The sequence below is a fragment of the Stenotrophomonas sp. CASM114 genome (genome assembly GCF_049384325.1).
Taxonomy (GTDB): domain Bacteria; phylum Pseudomonadota; class Gammaproteobacteria; order Xanthomonadales; family Xanthomonadaceae; genus Stenotrophomonas; species Stenotrophomonas muris.
Genome location: NZ_JBMRGJ010000003.1, coordinates 211,946 through 227,641 on the forward strand (window position 1 = coordinate 211,946; position 15,696 = coordinate 227,641).

The window sequence follows — 15,696 nt, forward strand, 5'->3', positions numbered from 1 at the left end:
CGCCGGCCGCCGCCTGGCCGGTCGTGCTGCTCATCGCAGCAAGGGCCTCTCGGCGTGCTCGATGAAGTCCAGCATGGCCTTCACGTCATTGCTGTCACGCGCCTGTTCGGTCAGCTGCTGCTTGGCTTCGGCCAACGGCAGGCCGGCCACGTACAGCGTGCGGTAGGCCCGCTTGATGGCCGAGATGCGGTCGGCGTCGAAGCCGCGGCGCTTCAGGCCTTCGCTGTTGATGCCGCGCGGGCGGCCCAGCGAATCGGTACCGACCATGGTGAACGGCGGTACATCGCCATTGGTCAGCGCGCCCATGCCGAGGAAGGCATGCGCACCGATGCGGCAGAACTGGTGGGCACCGGCGAAGCCGCTGATGATCACGTAGTCGCCCACGGTCACGTGGCCGGCCAGGGTGGTGTTGTTGGAGAACACGCAGAAATTGCCGACATGGCAGTCGTGCGCCACGTGCGTGTAGGCCAGCATCCAGTTGTCGTTGCCGATGGTGGTGATGCCGCCGCCGCCGCCGGTGCCACGGTTGAGCGTGACGAACTCGCGGAACACGTTGCGGTCGCCGATCACCAGTTCGGTGCGCTCACCGGCAAACTTCTTGTCCTGCGGCTCGCCACCGATCGCGGCATGACCGACGAAGCGGTTGTCGCGGCCGATCCGGGTCGGGCCGTGGATGCTGCAATGGGGGCCCACCACCGTGCCGGCGCCGATTTCAACATCGGGGCCGATCAGGGTGAAGGCGCCCACCTGCACATCGTCGGCCAGGCGCGCGGCCGGATCGATGACGGCGGTGGGGTGGATCCGCGGTGCGTTGTCAGTCATTGCTGCCTCCAGTGGATCAGCCCTTGGCGCCGGCGCACATGACCTCGGCCGACGCGACGACTTCGCCGTTGACCTTGGCTTCGCCGTAGTACCAGCCCATGTTGCGGATCAGGCGCTTCATCTGCACGTCCAGCATCAGCACGTCGCCGGGCACGACCTGCTTGTTGAAGCGGGCGTTTTCCACCTTGACCATGTAGAACAGCTTGGACTGCGCATCGCGGCCGAGCGTGAGCTGGGTCATGACGCCGCCGGCCTGCGCCAGCGCTTCGATGATCAGCACGCCGGGCATGATCGGGCGGCCCGGGAAGTGGCCCTGGAAGAACGGCTCGTTGATGCTGACGTTCTTCTGCGCCAGGATGCGCTTGGCCTCGACGTCGAGTTCAAGCACCCGGTCCACCAGCAGGAACGGGTAGCGGTGCGGAAGCAGTTCCTGGATCTGGCAGACATCGATCGGAAGCTGCAGCGAATCGTTCATTCTTTCTCCTTGCCAGCAGCCAGGACGCGGCGAGCCAATGCGTCCAGCTGCTTGAAGCGCGCGGCGTTCTTGCGCCACGTGCGGTTGTCGGTCAACGGGGTGCCGGACGAGTACTCGCCTGGCTCATGGATGGAGTTGCGGACCACCGACTTGCCGGTGATCACGACCTTGTCACAGATTTCGAGGTGGCCGACCACGCCAACGTGGCCGCCAAGCAGGCAGTAGCGGCCGATCTTGGCGCTGCCGGCGATGCCGGTGCAGCCGGCGATGGCCGAATGCGCGCCGATCTGCACGTTGTGGGCGATCTGCACCAGGTTGTCCAGGCGCACATCCTCGTCCAGCACGGTGTCTTCCAGCGCGCCGCGGTCGACGCAGGTATTGGCGCCGATCTCGCAATCGTCGCCGATGCGGACGCCGCCGAGCTGCGGCACCTTGATCCACTTGCCAGCGTCCATCGCCAGGCCGAAACCGTCGGCGCCGAGCACGGCACCGGGATGCACGCGCACGCGCTTGCCCAGCGTGACCCGGGTGACCAGGGTCACGCGGGCGATCAGTTCACAGCCGGCATCCAGGCTGCAGTCCTCGCCGATCACGCTGCCGGTGCCGATGATGCAGTTCTCGCCGACCACGCTGCGCGCACCGACCGAAACGAACGGGCCGATATGGGCGCTGGCGGCCACCTGGGCGCTGGGGTCGATGACGGCGCTGGGGTGGATGCCCGGCGGGCGGGTCGGGGCGATGTCGAACAGCGCGGCGATCTTGGCGAACGCGGTGTACGGGTCCTTGGCGACGAGCGCAGTGCCCGGGGCGGCCTCGGCGTCGTCGGCACGCAGGACCACCAGCGAGGCCTGGCTGTCGGCCAGCTGGGCGCGGTAGCGCGGGTTGGCAAGGAAGGTCAGCTGGCCAGGGCCGGCATGGGCGAGGGTGGCCACGCCATGGATGGCGGTGGCGGGGTCGCCATGGACCTGCAGGCCGAACTGCTCGGCGAGTTGCTGGGCGGTGTAGGTGGGAGTATTCACGGCGGGAGTTTAACGTGTGACGCCATTTCGGTCATGCGGGGGCAGGGCTTGGCGTCTGCCTGGTACGGGCGGGAGGCGGCGGGTGGCCCTGGCCAGGACACGCAAAACCCCCTCCATGGTGCTCGATGGCGCCATCCATGGCGCCAACGGTCCTGTCCAGGGCCACCCGCCGCCTCTGGACAATTTCCCGCGAGCGCGGCCAAAAGCCTGTGCCGTGCAGTGTCATCTGCAAAACGAAAACGCCGGGCAATGCCCGGCGCTTCGCACCCCGTCTGGTGGAGAGCCCCCCTTTGTTAAGGGGGGGGCGCCAGCGGCGCGGGGGATAGGTGAAATGCGCGGGCAATTCACCGGAGGTGGATCAGTTCTGAGGAACAACGTTCCTCAGAACTGGCCACCGAACGTGAATTGCAGACGCTCGATCTTGTCATCGTCTTCCTTCTTCAGCGGGAAGGCGTAGCTGATCGAGATCGGGCCGACCGGGGCGCGCCACAGCAGGGCCACGCCGGTGGACACGCGCAGTTCGTTGGCCTTGAAGTTCTGGGTGCCGTTGTAGACGTTGCCGAAGTCGACGAAGGCCGACACGCGTGCCGACGGGCTGTCGAACAGGCGCGGGAAGTAGGCTTCGACCGAACCGACGGTCTTCAGCGAACCACCCAGCGGCTGGCCTTCCGGATAACCGGTGGTGACTTCGCGCGGGCCGAGGGTGTTGTCCTCGAAGCCGCGCACCGAGTTGGTGCCACCGGCGTAGAAGTTCTCGAAGAACGGCAGGCCGCTGGCGGTGACGGTGCGGGTGGTGCCATCCGGATTGGTCAGCGTACGGGTGTAGTCGTTGCCGTAGGCATCACCGTAGCCGATTTCCGCGCGGGTGTTGATCACCAGCGACGGCATGATCGGCCAGTACTTGCTGATCTGGTAGTTCAGCTTGTAGTACTCGATGGTCGAACCCGGCAGCGTGGTTTCCAGGCCGATGCGCTGGTAGGTGCCGCGCGTCGGCATGAAGTAGTCGTTGCGCGAGTCGCGCGCCCAGCCCAGCTCGGTGCGCCAGGCGTGGAAGGTGCGCTTACCGACCGCGTTGATGTAGTCGATGATCGACTGCGGGGTCGAGCCCTGGTAGGTGGTGATCTGGTTGCTGTCGATGCCGAACATCAGCGAGACGGTATCGGTCTCGGTCAGCGGCACGCCGAACACCACCTGCGCCGAACCATTGGTGCTGTTGTACTGCGCGGTATTGAAGTCGGAGTAGTCCAGTTCGCGCCAGGACAGGTTATAGCCCAGCGACACGCCGTCATCGGTGAAGTACGGGTTGGTGTAGCTGAAGCCGTAGCGCTGCAGGTAGCTGCTGCGCGAGGCTTCGACCGACACGCGGTTGCCGCCGCCAAGGAAGTTGTTCTGCGACAGCTGCACCGAGGTGGTCATGCCGTAGGACTGCGAGTAGCCCAGGCCGAACACGAAGCTGCCCGAGGTGGTTTCCTTGACGTTGTAGACGACGTCGACCTGGTCGTTGCTGCCGCTGACGGCCGGGGTCTCCACTTCCACCGATTCGAAGTAGCCCAGGCGCTGCAGGCGGATCTTGGAGCGGTCGATCGCGGCCTGCGAGTACCAGCTGTTCTCGAACTGGCGCATTTCGCGGCGCATCACCTCATCGGAGGTGCGGGTATTGCCACGGAACAGGATGCGGCGCACCGACACGCGCGGGCCGGGCACGACCTGCATGTTGATGGCGACGGTCTGCTCGGCGCGGTTGGTGGTCGGGATCGGGTTCACCTTGGCGAACGCGTAGCCGATGTTGGACAGCGAATTGGTGATGGTGTCCGAGCTGAATTCCAGCAGGGCACGCGAGAACGTGTCGCCGGACTTCTGGATCACCATGCGCTCGACGTCCTCCTGCGGGAGGATGGTGTCGCCGCTGACCTTGATCTCGGAGATCTTGTACTGCGCACCCTCGGTCACGCCCGCGGTCAGGAACATGTCGCGCTTGTCGGGGCTGATCGAGACCTGGGTGGAATCGATGCTGAAATCGACGTAGCCGCGGTCCAGATACCAGGAGTTGAGCTTTTCCAGGTCACCGGACAGCTTTTCCTTGGAGTACTGGTCGTCACGGCGGTACCACGACGCCCAGTTGTGCTCCTTGGACTCCCAGGTCTCCAGGATGTCCTTGCTCTCGAACTTTTCGGTGCCGACCAGGTTGACGTGGCGGATCTTGGCCGCCTTGCCTTCCTTGATGGCGATGGCGATGTCCACGCGGTTGCGGTCCAGCGGGCTCACCGTCGGGGTGATGTCGACGTTGTATTTGCCACGGTCGTTGTACTGGCGGCGCAGTTCCTGGGTCACGCGGTCCAGGCTCAGGCGATCGAAGGTGCCGCCCTCGGTCAGGCCGATGTCGGACAGGCCCTTGAGCAGCTGGTCGGACTTGATGTCCTTGTTGCCGGTCACGGTCAGCTTGTTGATCGCCGGACGTTCCTTGACGGTCACCACCAGGATCGTGCCCTGGCGGTCCAGCTGCACGTCTTCGAAGAAGCCGGTCTTGTACAGGGCGCGGATCGTCTCGCCGACCTTGTTGTCGGTGACCGTCTCGCCACGTTCCACCGGCAGGTAGGTGAATACCGTGCCCGAGCTGATGCGCTGCAGGCCATCGACGCGGATGTCGCTGACAGTGAAGGGCTCGGCTGCCTGGGCCAGGGCGGGAGCGCCGGTGACGGCGGCGAGGGCGAGGGCCAGCAGGCGGCGATTGGGGAGTCGCGTCATGTCACGTCCGGTAGGAAGGTCGATTTCATTGGTGCGGGATGCCGACGCTGTAGACGGCAACAACATGGAAAAGTTCATCGCGGGACCAGGCCGAGGATGTCGTTGTAGAACGCCAACCCCATCAGCCCGGCCAGCAACGCCAGGCCGATGTACTGGCCGGCGGCGATGGCACGCTCGCTCAGCGGGCTGCCCTTGACCAACTCGATAAGGTAATACAGCAGGTGGCCGCCGTCCAAGATCGGGATCGGCAGCAGGTTGATGATGCACAGGCTGAGGGACAGCAGGGCAAGGAACTGCAGGAACCAGTCGAGGCCGCGCTTGGCCGAGACATTGGCCACGCGGGCGATGGTGACCGGCCCGGAAACGTTCTGAAGCGAGGCCTTGCCGGTGACGATGCGGCCCATCATGCCCAGCGAGTCGGCCGCCAGGCGCCCGGTTTCGCGTACCGCGACGGTGACCGAGTCCAGGGGGCCGTAGCGCAGGAGGGTGTCGTAGGGGGGGCTGAACTTGGTCGGGAACTGAACGCCGATCTGCCACGTGGGGCCGCCCTTGGCGTCCTGGCCCTTGCGTGGCGTCACTTCCAGCGCCAGGCGCTCGCCGCCACGCAGGACCTCGATCATGCCCGGGCCACCGGCACGGCCCAGCGCCTGGATCTCGCCGATCACCTGGTCGGCGCCGTCGATGCGCTGGCCGTCAATGGCCACGATCAGGTCGCCCGGCTGCAGTTGCCCGGCCACCACGGAGTCCGTGGTGAGCGACTCGACCAGCGCGGGCTGCAGCCACGACTGCCAGTACATGCCAGCCAGGATCGACACCCGCCGCTCATCGAAACCCGGCGGCAGCTGCGACAGCGGCAGCGTGCGCGTGCGCACCTGGTCGGCCGTATCCAGCACTTCCAGCTTCACGTCGCGGCGGTCCATCGCGGCCGCGGTCAGTGCCATGCTGGCCTCGCCGAGGGTGACCACCTGGCGGTCGTCCACGCGCAGCACGCGGTCGCCGCTGGCCAGGCCGGCACTGGCGGCGATGCCGCTGACGCGGCCGACGGTGGGCGAGTAATCCTGCTTGCCGATCACGAACATCGCCCACAGCAGGAGGATGCACAGCAGCAGGTTGGCGATCGGGCCGGCGGCAACGATCGCGATGCGCTGCCAGACCGTCTTGTGGTTGAAGGCCTGGCCGCGCTCGTGCGGGTGGACTTCGACCTCGCGTTCGTCGAGGAACTTCACGTAGCCACCCAGCGGAATGGCGGCGATGGCGAACTCGGTACCATGCCGGTCGCGGCGCGACCACAGCGGCCGGCCGAAGCCGACCGAGAAACGCAGGATCTTGACCCCGCACAGGCGCCCGACCCAGTAATGCCCGAACTCGTGGAACGTGACCAGCAGCCCGAGGCTGACAATCATCCACCAGACCGATCCGATGAAGTCAGTCATGCAGGCTCACAGTGGCGGGCAGGGGCGGCGGCGTCATGCTGGGCGAGGCGGTCGTTCAGGCGGCGTCGATGGCGTTCAGGGTGAGCTGGCGTGCCCGCTGGTCGGCGGACAACAGGACCTCCAGTGTATCGGCTGCTTGCGTCGGCAGTGTTGAAAGAGCGTTAGCAACCAGCGCCGGGATCGTCAGGAAACCGATCCGGCCCTGAAGAAACGCTGAAACCGCCTCCTCGTTGGCAGCATTCAGCACCGCCGGTGCGGTGCCGCCGGCCTGCATGGCCTGCCAGGCCAGGGCCAGGCAGGGGAAGGCGTCGGTGTCCGGGGCCTCGAAATCCAGCCGGCCCTGGGCCAGCAGGTCCAGCCCGGCCACGCCCGATTCGATGCGCTGTGGCCAGCCCAGGCCAACGGCGAGGGTGGTGCGCATGTCCGGCAGGCCCATCTGCGCCAGGGTCGAGCCGTCGACGAACTCGACCAGCGAATGGACCAGGCTCTGCGGGTGCACCAGCACTTCGATGCGCTCACCGGGCACGCCGAACAGGTGGTGGGCCTCGATGACTTCCAGGCCCTTGTTCATCAACGTCGCCGAATCGACCGAGATCTTCGGTCCCATCGACCACTTCGGGTGGGCAACGGCCTGGGCCGGGGTGACCTGGGCCAGTTCGGCGCGGCTGCGGCCACGGAACGGGCCGCCGGAGGCGGTCAGCAGGATCCGGCGCACGCCGGCGCCGTCGACGCTGGCGTCGCGCGAGCGCAGGCACTGGAAGATCGCGCTGTGTTCGCTGTCGATCGGGATGATTTCGGCGCCGGCACGTTCGGCGGTACGGGTCAGCAGTTCGCCGGCCAGCACCAGCGATTCCTTGTTGGCCAGCAGGATGCGCTTGCCGGCGGCGGCCGCGGCCAGGGTCGAGGACAGGCCGGCAGCGCCGACGATGGCCGCGACCACGGTATCGCAGGCGTCGCTGGCGGCCAGCTGGTCCAGCGCGGCATGGCCGGCATGGGCTTCGGTGGCCAGTCCGGCGTCGCGCAGGCCGTCACGCAGTTCGGCGAACAGCGATTCGTCGGCGATCACCGCGTGCGCGGGTTTGTGCTGGCGGCACAACGCCAGCAGCCCCTGCACCTGGCGTCCGGCGGCGAGCACGGTCGCCTGGTAGCGCTGCGGGTGGCGGGCGATCACGTCCAGCGTGGAGGCACCGATCGAGCCGGTGGCGCCGAATACGGCGACCCGGCGCAGGTCTGCAGCAGCATTCATGGTCAGAACCCGAAGATTTCCTTGCCCAGCGCGAACACCGGGACGGCGGCGAGGACGCCGTCGACCCGGTCGAGCACGCCGCCATGGCCCGGGATCAGGTGGCCCGAGTCCTTGGCGCCCGCGTGGCGCTTGATGAGGCTCTCGAACAGGTCACCCAGCACCGAGGCGAACACGGCCACCACCGCGGTGATCAGCAGGCCCGGCAGGTGTGCGGTATCGATCCCGGCCAGCCAGCCCAGGCCGACGGCCACGGCGACACCGGCCAGCAGGCCGCCGAACAGGCCTTCCCAGGTCTTGTTGGGGCTGATCCGCGGGGCCAGCTTGTGCTTGCCGAAATGGCGGCCGGCGAAGTAGGCGCCCGAGTCGGCCGCCCACACCAGTGCCAGTGCAGCCAGCAGCCACAGGTGGCCCTGCTTGCCCGGCGGATCGCCACCGGCATGGATCAGCACCAGCGCGGCCCAGGCGGGCACGATGGCAAGCGTGCCGGCCAGCATCTTCAGGATGCGCGAGGGCGCCGACGGCTGTGCACCGAAATTGAAGAAGCGCAGCCAGACCAGCGCGGCCAGCCACCAGGCAACGCCGGCCAGCGTGGTTATCTGGAACAGCACCAGCGTACTGCCATCGGCCCAGACCAGCAGCACCATCAGCAGCAGGTTCAGCACCAGAAGTACGGTGCGTGCCAGGGTGTCTTCGATACCGGCCAGCTTCAGCCATTCCCACAGGCCGATCAGCAGCACCGCAGCGGCGGCGGCGGCCAGCCATTGCGTGGGCAGCAGCAGGATCGCCGCAATGGCAACCGGCGCCATGATCAGCGCGGCGAGGACTCGGGTCTTGGTCATGGGCTGGAAGTCTCGGTGGCCAGTGCGGCAATCTGGGCGCTGGTCAGGCCGAAACGACGCTCGCGGCCGGCATAGGCGTCCAGCGCCTGCTGCAGCTGCCCGGCATCGAAGTCCGGCCACAGGGCCTCGGTGAACCACAGCTCGGTGTAGGCCAGCTGCCACAGCAGGAAGTTGCTGATGCGGGTGTCGCCGCCGGTGCGGATGAACAGGTCCGGCGGCGGCAGGTCGGCAAGGGCGACCTGGCTGCCCAGCAGCGATTCGTCGATCTGCTCGGGCAACAGGCGACCGGCCGCCACTTCGACGGCCAGGGCGCGCGCGGCGCGGGCGATGTCCTGGCGGCCGCCATAGCTGGCCGCGATCGACAGGGTCAGGGTGGTGTTGTCGGCGGTGCGCTGTTCGGCCAGCTGCATGCGGCTGACCAGCCCGGCACCGAAGCGCTCGCGTTCGCCGATGAAGCGTACGCGCACGCCGCGCCGGTGCAGCTCGTCCACCTCGCGGTCGAGCGCGCCGAGGAACAGCTTCATCAACGCATCCACTTCCTCCTGCGGCCGGCCCCAGTTCTCGCTGGAGAAGGCGAACAGGGTCAGCGCCGGAATGCCCAGTTCAAGGCAGCGCTCGATGGTGCGGTTGACCGCGCGCGCGCCGGCACGGTGGCCGATCACGCGGGGGCGACGGCGCTGCTGTGCCCAGCGCCCATTGCCATCCATGATGATGGCAATGTGGCGGGGCAGGGCGGCCGGTAACGGAGGCGGGGCTGAAGGCATCGACTTCAGACCGACAGCAGTTCTTTTTCCTTGTCGGCGACGACCTTGTCGACGTCCTTGATGTTGGCGTCGGTCAGCTTCTGGATGTCGTCTTCGCCGCGCTTCTTCTCGTCTTCGCTGATCGCCTTGTCCTTGACCAGCTTGGCGATTTCCTTGTTCGCGTCCTGACGGATGTTGCGGATCGCGATCTTGGCGCCTTCACCTTCCTTCTGCACCTGCTTGGCCAGCTCCTTGCGGCGCTCTTCGGTCGGCGGCGGCATGTTGATGCGGATCGCGGTGCCGAGGGTGTTCGGGGTGAACTCGGCGTTGTAGAGACCCTTTTCGATCTCCTTGATCATGCCCTTGTCGAACGGCGTGACCAGCAGCGAGTGCGCGTCGGCGTTGGAGATCGAGGCAACCTGGTTCAGCGGGGTGCTGGCGTTGCCATAGGCACTGACCGTCACGCGGTCCAGCAGGGCAGGCGTGGCACGCCCGGTCCGGATGGAGGTGAGGGTGTGCTTCAGAGCGTCGATGCTCTTGGCCATGCGCGTCTGCGCGTTGTTCTTGATGTCGTTGAGCATCGCCCGGTCCTGGATGTATCTGGAATCGGGCGATTATAGGCGAATACGGGACGCTGCCGGGCCTGAATCGGCCCGATCGCCGCTTTGCGCTCAGGCTCAGGCCGGGTCGCGGCCCTGGACCAGGGTGCCGATGTTCGCGCCGTTGAGGATCTTCAGCAGCTCGCCCGGCTGGCCCATGTCGAACACGCGCATCGGCAGGTCGCTGTCGCGGGCCAATGCGAAGGCCGCCGTGTCCATCACTTCCAGGCCGCGGCGGATCACTTCGTCGTAGCTCAGGCTGTCGAAGCGGACCGCATCGTTGTGCTTGTTCGGGTCCTTGTCGTACACGCCATCGACCTTGGTGGCCTTCAGCAGCAGATCGGCGCCGATCTCGATCGCGCGCAGGGCGGCGCCGGAATCGGTGGTGAAGAACGGGCTGCCGACGCCGGCGGCGAAGATCACCAGGCGGCCCTTTTCCAGGTGGCGGATGGCGCGGCGGCGGATGTAGTCCTCGCACACGTCGTTGATCTTGATCGCGCTCATCACGCGGGCCTTGGCGCCCAGCTTCTCGAGGGCATCCTGCATGGCCAGGGCGTTGATGACCGTGGCCAGCATGCCCATCTGGTCGCCGGTGACCCGGTCCATGCCGCCGGCGGCCAGGCCGGCGCCGCGGAAGATGTTGCCGCCGCCGATCACCAGCGCCACTTCGGCACCGGCCTGCTGGGCTTCGATGACTTCGCGGGCCAGGCGATTGATGACCTTCGGGTCGATGCCGTAGTCCTCGTCTCCCATCAGCGCCTCCCCGGACAATTTCAGAAGGATGCGGCGATAGGCGAGCTTGGACATGAGGACCTCGGGTGCGTGGAAATCGCGGGCGATTCTACGCGCATGCGGCGTCGTGCCAAAGTGTTTTGTGCACTGCGGCGCAGAATCCGGTCGTTCGCCCCGGTCAAACGGGGCTTCCCGTTCAGCCCAGCTCGGCGCCAGCGGTGGCCGACAGCTCGTCGTGGCCGAGGGCACCTGGCGAGCGGGCGATCACCCGGTTGCGGCCCAGGTTCTTGGAGCGGTACAGCACGTCGTCGGCTGCGCGCAGCAGGTCCTGCACGTCGGCGAAGCGCTCGTAGCCACCCTGGGTGGCCACGCCGGCGGAGAAGGTGACGAACAGCGGCCCGCCCTCCAGCTCGGCCATCGGCGTGGCGACGATATTGGCCAGCACCCGGCGGATCACGTCCAGGGCCACGCTTTCGCTGGTGTTTGGCAGCAGCGCGACGAATTCCTCGCCGCCGAAGCGGGCGACGGTGTCACTGTTGCGCAGCTGGCCCTGCAGCTTGCCGGCGAAGGCGCGCAGTACCTCGTCGCCGGTCAGGTGGCCGTGGGCGTCGTTGATCTTCTTGAAGTCGTCCAGGTCGATGAAGGCCACCGACAATGGCCAGCCCTGGCGGCCGGCGCGCAGGAATTCCTGCTCCAGCACCGCTTCCAGCTGGCGGCGGTTGAGCACGCCGGTCAACGCGTCACGATGGGCCTGGTCGGCGAGGCGCTTGGCGCGCGCCTCGAACTCGTCGGCGCGGCGTCGTGCCTGGTCGGCGTCCTGCAGTTCGCGCAGGTTGCGCAGCGTGGCCAGCTCCTGCGCGTGATCGATCAGCTCGCGCACCCGCGCCGGTGAATTGAGGCCGGCATCAAACAGGCTGGCGATGTCGGGCAGGGCTTCACTGATGCGGGCGAGGACCTGGTCGAAGCGCGCGCTGTCCAGCTCCAGGCGGTCGTGCACCTGCTGCAGGGCGCGCTCACGCGCGGCGTCGGCGTCGCTGTCCAGCCAGATGTCGGCCACCGCGCCGGACAGCTGCACGCAGGCCTGGAACGGCGATTCGGCGAAGTCCTCGTCCTCGCTGTGGCTGATGCTCTCCACCAGGTAGCGGGGCAGGCCCCATTGCTCGGCCACCCACGCGCCGACCTCGGCATGGCTGCAGCCCAGTTCCTCGCGTTCGCGGGCGACCAGGTCGATGTTGTCGCGTGCCTCGCGCAGCAGCGGCAGGTAGCGCTCCGACTCGGCCTGGGCCAGGCACAGTACGCCCAGGTCCTGCAGCAGGCCGGCCAGCATCAGTTCTTCCAGCCGGCGCAGGCCGCGCGCCTGGCCCAGCTGGCTGGCAGCCAGGGCGCTGAGGATGCTGCGCTTCCAGGCGCGCTGGCGCAGGTCGTGGTCGGCGCCGGTGCCGCCGGTCAGGCCCTGGGTGACGGTGAAGCCGAGGGCGAGGCTGATCGTGGCGTTCAGGCCCAGCATGGTCAGCGCCTGGCCGAGGTTCTCGATCCGGCGGCGGCTGGCGTAAAGCGGCGAATTGGCGATGCGCAGCATGCGAGCGCTCAGCGCCATGTCGATGGCGATGATGTCGGCAGCGGTGGCGATGTCCGCTTCCGGGTCCTGGGCCAGTTCGATGATGCGCAGGGCAATACCGGGTGGCGAAGGCAGGTTGCGGCAGAGCGCCAGGGCAGCTGTCAGCTCGGGAGGCATGTCGGGTCGTTCAATTCCATTAGGACAAGAATACCTAGGAATGCATCACAGTCCGCGATTTTCGTTCCTGCTAAATGACTGTGGATTCCCTGCGCCGAGTATCGGCTTGATTCGCGCGCAACGCAAAGGTGCCGGTTGTGCGCACCAACGGTGCGCACCCACCGGTGGGCCATGGGTTGATCCCTGGGTCCATGCATAAAAAAAGAGCCGCGGTTTCCCGCGGCTCCTTCTGGTCGCTTCACAGCCGGAAGGCTGGAATCAGACCTGCATCGCCTTGGCAACTTCGGCGGCGTAGTCTTCCACCACCTTCTCGATGCCTTCGCCGACGATCAGCAGCTTGAAGCCTGCCACGTCGGCGCCGGCGGCCTTGACCACCTGCTCGACGGTGGTGTCGCCCAGCACGTAGGTCTGGCCGTACAGGGTCACGTCGCTGACGATCTTGTTGATCTTGCCGCTGATGATCTTTTCCAGGATGTCGGCCGGCTTGGCCTTGTCCTTATCGGTCATCTTGGCCAGCTCGATTTCCTTTTCCTTCTCGACGAACTCGGCCGGGACGTCCGCAGCCTTGTTGTGCGGCGGCTTCAGCGCGGCCACGTGCATGGCCAGGCCACGGGCCAGCTCGACGTCGCCGCCGATCAGGTCGACCAGCACGCCGACCTTGCCGTTGGTGTGGACGTAGGCGCCGATGTTGCCGGTGGTGTCGACCTTGACCATGCGGCGGATCTGGATGTTCTCACCCAGGGTCTGCACGGCGGTGGCGCGGGCTTCCTCGACGGTACGGCCGTCGGCCAGCGTGGCGGCCTTCACGGCTTCGACGTCGTTGGCGCCCGATGCCAGGGCAGCAGCGGCGACGGCGTTGACGAAGGACTTGAAGTTGTCATCGTTGGCGACGAAGTCGGTTTCCGAGTTGACTTCGACCAGCACGGCCTTGCCGCCGTCCTGGGCCAGGCCCAGGCGGCCTTCGGCGGCCACGCGGTCAGCCTTCTTGTCGGCCTTGGCGGCGCCGGACTTGCGCATGGCTTCAGCAGCGGCGTTGATGTCGCCGTTGGCTTCGGTAAGCGCCTTCTTGCATTCCATCATGCCGGCGCCGGTGCGCTCGCGCAGTTCCTTGACCAGGGAAGCAGTGATTTCCACGGGATTACCTCACGAAAGAAAGGGGTTGGGCCGGCATGGTGGCCGGCCCGTGTGACACGGTCCTGTCACGCGCCGATGGCTGCGTGCAGGGAGGGTGGACGCCGGGCGTCCACCCGGGGCCTGGATCAGGCCTGGGCGTCGTCGCCCTTCTTGGCAGCCTTCTTGGCCGGAGCGCGGCGGGCCGGCTTCTCTTCGCCTTCAGCAGCGGCTTCAGCGAATTCTTCCTCGCGCACCGAAGCGGCGTGCGGGGCAGCCGCCTTGCCTTCCAGCACGGCGTCGGCAGCGGCGCGGGCGTACAGCTGCACAGCGCGGATGGCGTCGTCGTTGCCCGGGATGGCGTAATCAACCAGTTCCGGGTTGTAGTTGGTGTCGACCACGGCGATGACCGGGATGCCCAGCTTCTTGGCTTCCTTGATCGCGATGTCTTCGTGGCCGATGTCGATCACGAAGATGGCGTCCGGCAGGCGGTTCATGTCCTTGATGCCGCCCAGCGAGGCTTCCAGCTTGTCGCGCTCGCGACGCAGGCCCAGCACTTCGTGCTTGACCAGCTTCTCGAAGGTGCCGTCGGTTTCACCGGCTTCCAGTTCCTTCAGGCGGGCAACCGACTGCTTGACGGTACGGAAGTTGGTCAGGGTGCCGCCCAGCCAACGCTGGTTCATGAACGGCATGCCGCAACGCTCGGCTTCTTCCTTGATGGTTTCGCGGGCGCTGCGCTTGGTGCCCAGGAACAGGACGGTGCCGCGCTTCTGGGCAACCGACGAGATGAAGTTCATCGCGTCGTTGAACAGCGGGACGGTCTTTTCCAGGTTGATGATGTGGATCTTGCCGCGGGCGCCGAAGATGTACGGAGCCATCTTCGGGTTCCAGTAGCGGGTCTGGTGGCCGAAGTGGACGCCGGCTTCCAGCATCTGACGCATGGTGACCTGGGGCATTGCAATACTCCTGATATGGAACCAGCGATTCCGCCCGCGGGGATAGGTATGCGGGACGCGTGGAAGCGCGATCGGTTCCGGGGTTGGGCTTCCCTGTTGCCTCCGTGGCCGAACTCCTTGCGGAGCACCCCGGCACGGATGGGGGCAGCAGGTGTGGATTCACCGGTGACGTCCGGTGTGGACGGGTTCGCGCGCACGCTGGCGGCAGGAATCCGGTCGATTATAGCCCGCTGGGGGCGCTTGCTGCAATTGCAGGGTCAGTTGCGGCCAGATCGACCTCGCGGCCGTCCTGCAGGCGTGCCTGGAAGCGGCCGCCTGCATAGCCATCGGCGCGGGCAGGCAGGGGCCAGCGGCGTTCATGGCCCGCCAGAATGTAGCCGGCCAGGCCAGCCGTCAGCAGCGTTGCCTGGCCGTCCGCCGTGATGAAGCGCAGATCGTGCAGGCGGCCGTGCAGGGTACCGGCATTGCTGAGTCGCAGTACGGCCAGAGACCCGTGGGCCTCGACGCGGCCCAGCAGCCGGGCCTGCAGTGCTGGCCCCGCTGGGCCGCGGAACAGCGGCAGCGAATAGCGCGGCAACCCCGGCAACGTCGGTGCCAGTACGACCCGATAGGCCTGTTCAGCGGCCGCCGCTGCCGGATCGCCCGGCAACAGCCAGACGCGCTGGGTGCTGCCGGGGGCCAGGTCCAGCCGCGCCGGGCTGACCCGGATCTGGTCGCTGGGGTGCAGTCGTTCGGCGTCCAGCTGCTGATCCCACGCCAGCACCTGCACCTGGCCCTGCCAGCGGCCGGGCCCGGGGTTGTGCAACCACAGTTCGGCGCTGCCGCCCTGGGCCGGCAGCTGCAGGGTGGTCGGCAACAGCTCCAGCGCTGCGGCAGGCAGTGCCAGCAGCAGTGCCAGCAGGATCAGCAACGCGCGCATCAGTAGATGAGGGTCACGGAGGGTGTTGCGTTCTCGTCCGTCGCCGGTGGTGCGAGCTCGCGGACCTGGCGCGACGCCTGGGGTGCGTCACTGCGCTGGTGCGGTGCCGGGCAGCGGATGCCGCCGCCATCGTCGCTGCAGGATTCAACCACGGTCAGCCGGATCTGCAGGGGGCTGCTGGGTTCGGCCCATGCCGGCAGGCTGGCGACCAGCATCGCCCCGATCAGGAATGTGCGAACCACCTGCCATCCACCATGCTGAAAGACTTGCTGCGCGGTATCGGCGGGATGTGCTGGAACTGTAGCGCCGAGCCGGCGCTCGGC

At 67.1% G+C, this 15,696-nt stretch carries 15 protein-coding genes; all 15 read right to left on the reverse strand.

Annotation, left to right across the window (positions count from 1 at the left end; genetic code table 11):
• Nucleotides 1–30 precede the first annotated feature (30 nt).
• The 15 genes from lpxA to VG566_RS05605 all read right to left on the reverse strand — a co-directional run bounded on the left by lpxA (nucleotide 31) and on the right by VG566_RS05605 (nucleotide 15,588).
• Nucleotides 31–822: an acyl-ACP--UDP-N-acetylglucosamine O-acyltransferase gene (lpxA, locus tag VG566_RS05535; RefSeq protein WP_014646492.1), complete on the reverse strand. Its 792-nt coding sequence runs from the start codon at nucleotides 820–822 to the stop codon at nucleotides 31–33.
• Between the two features lie 16 nt (nucleotides 823–838).
• The gene (gene fabZ, locus VG566_RS05540) at nucleotides 839–1,297 is read right to left on the reverse strand and encodes a 3-hydroxyacyl-ACP dehydratase FabZ (protein WP_005415845.1); all 459 of its coding nucleotides are present in this window, start codon (nucleotides 1,295–1,297) and stop codon (nucleotides 839–841) included.
• The gene (gene lpxD, locus VG566_RS05545; RefSeq protein WP_014646493.1) at nucleotides 1,294–2,316 is read right to left on the reverse strand and encodes a UDP-3-O-(3-hydroxymyristoyl)glucosamine N-acyltransferase; all 1,023 of its coding nucleotides are present in this window, start codon (nucleotides 2,314–2,316) and stop codon (nucleotides 1,294–1,296) included. The genes fabZ and lpxD overlap by 4 nt, the downstream gene beginning before the upstream one ends.
• 381 nt (nucleotides 2,317–2,697) lie before the next feature.
• A complete protein-coding gene (bamA, locus tag VG566_RS05550) occupies nucleotides 2,698–5,061 on the reverse strand; it encodes an outer membrane protein assembly factor BamA (protein WP_032956838.1) in 2,364 nt (787 codons plus the stop codon).
• A gap of 74 nt (nucleotides 5,062–5,135) precedes the next feature.
• Nucleotides 5,136–6,494 (reverse strand): RIP metalloprotease RseP, encoded by a 1,359-nt coding sequence (gene rseP, locus VG566_RS05555; protein WP_241884174.1) that lies wholly within the window; start codon nucleotides 6,492–6,494, stop codon nucleotides 5,136–5,138.
• 55 nt (nucleotides 6,495–6,549) lie between these two features.
• The gene (locus tag VG566_RS05560; protein ID WP_049403801.1) at nucleotides 6,550–7,740 is read right to left on the reverse strand and encodes a 1-deoxy-D-xylulose-5-phosphate reductoisomerase; all 1,191 of its coding nucleotides are present in this window, start codon (nucleotides 7,738–7,740) and stop codon (nucleotides 6,550–6,552) included.
• A gap of 2 nt (nucleotides 7,741–7,742) precedes the next feature.
• Nucleotides 7,743–8,579, reverse strand: a complete 837-nt coding sequence (locus VG566_RS05565) for a phosphatidate cytidylyltransferase (RefSeq protein ID WP_014646497.1) — start codon at nucleotides 8,577–8,579, stop codon at nucleotides 7,743–7,745.
• Nucleotides 8,576–9,343 carry a polyprenyl diphosphate synthase gene (gene uppS, locus VG566_RS05570; protein WP_032956844.1) on the reverse strand — a complete coding sequence of 256 codons (768 nt, stop codon included), beginning with the start codon at nucleotides 9,341–9,343 and terminating at the stop codon, nucleotides 8,576–8,578. The genes VG566_RS05565 and uppS overlap by 4 nt, the downstream gene beginning before the upstream one ends.
• A 5-nt stretch (nucleotides 9,344–9,348) precedes the next feature.
• On the reverse strand, nucleotides 9,349–9,903 hold the full coding sequence (gene frr, locus VG566_RS05575) for a ribosome recycling factor (RefSeq protein WP_014646499.1): 555 nt from the start codon (nucleotides 9,901–9,903) through the stop codon (nucleotides 9,349–9,351).
• 96 nt (nucleotides 9,904–9,999) lie between these two features.
• Nucleotides 10,000–10,728, reverse strand: coding sequence for a UMP kinase (pyrH, locus tag VG566_RS05580; protein WP_075075661.1), 729 nt, complete (start codon nucleotides 10,726–10,728; stop codon nucleotides 10,000–10,002).
• Between the two features lie 121 nt (nucleotides 10,729–10,849).
• Nucleotides 10,850–12,388 carry a GGDEF domain-containing protein gene (locus VG566_RS05585; RefSeq protein WP_241884175.1) on the reverse strand — a complete coding sequence of 513 codons (1,539 nt, stop codon included), beginning with the start codon at nucleotides 12,386–12,388 and terminating at the stop codon, nucleotides 10,850–10,852.
• A gap of 258 nt (nucleotides 12,389–12,646) precedes the next feature.
• Nucleotides 12,647–13,522, reverse strand: coding sequence for a translation elongation factor Ts (tsf, locus tag VG566_RS05590; RefSeq protein ID WP_032956847.1), 876 nt, complete (start codon nucleotides 13,520–13,522; stop codon nucleotides 12,647–12,649).
• 125 nt (nucleotides 13,523–13,647) lie between these two features.
• Nucleotides 13,648–14,454: a 30S ribosomal protein S2 gene (gene rpsB, locus VG566_RS05595; protein ID WP_005408748.1), complete on the reverse strand. Its 807-nt coding sequence runs from the start codon at nucleotides 14,452–14,454 to the stop codon at nucleotides 13,648–13,650.
• A gap of 220 nt (nucleotides 14,455–14,674) precedes the next feature.
• Nucleotides 14,675–15,373, reverse strand: a complete 699-nt coding sequence (locus VG566_RS05600) for a fimbrial biogenesis chaperone (RefSeq protein ID WP_014646503.1) — start codon at nucleotides 15,371–15,373, stop codon at nucleotides 14,675–14,677.
• A complete protein-coding gene (locus VG566_RS05605) occupies nucleotides 15,373–15,588 on the reverse strand; it encodes a hypothetical protein (protein WP_241884185.1) in 216 nt (71 codons plus the stop codon). Before VG566_RS05605 ends, VG566_RS05600 begins: the two co-directional genes overlap by 1 nt.
• Between the last annotated feature and the right edge of the window lie 108 nt (nucleotides 15,589–15,696).